Origin of the sequence: Streptomyces sp. GbtcB7, assembly GCF_019091445.1 — a bacterium.
In the GTDB taxonomy this organism is placed as follows: Bacteria; Actinomycetota; Actinomycetes; order Streptomycetales; family Streptomycetaceae; genus Streptomyces; species Streptomyces mirabilis.
This window is the reverse complement of the sequence record NZ_JAGXJM010000624.1, coordinates 1-236: the sequence shown is the minus strand read 5'-3', so window position 1 is coordinate 236 and position 236 is coordinate 1. Positions and strand designations below refer to the sequence as shown.

Genomic DNA, 236 nt, shown 5'->3' with positions numbered 1-236 from the left:
TGGATCGGCCCGCCCCCGCAGGCCATCCGCGACCTCGGCGACAAGGTCGCCGCCCGCCACATCGCCCAGCGCGCCGGAGCCCCCCTCGTCGCGGGCACCCCCGACCCGGTGTCCGGCGCCGACGAGGTCGTCGCCTTCGCCGAGGAACACGGCCTGCCGATCGCGATCAAGGCCGCCTTCGGCGGCGGCGGACGCGGCCTGAAGGTCGCCCGCACCCTCGAAGAGGTCCCCGAGCT

1 pseudogene is annotated in these 236 nt (G+C 76.7%); it reads left to right on the top strand.

The annotated features are described in order from the left end of the window. Nucleotides 1-236: pseudogene (locus KVT44_RS57035) on the top strand (acetyl-/propionyl-CoA carboxylase subunit alpha); the annotation flags it as partial.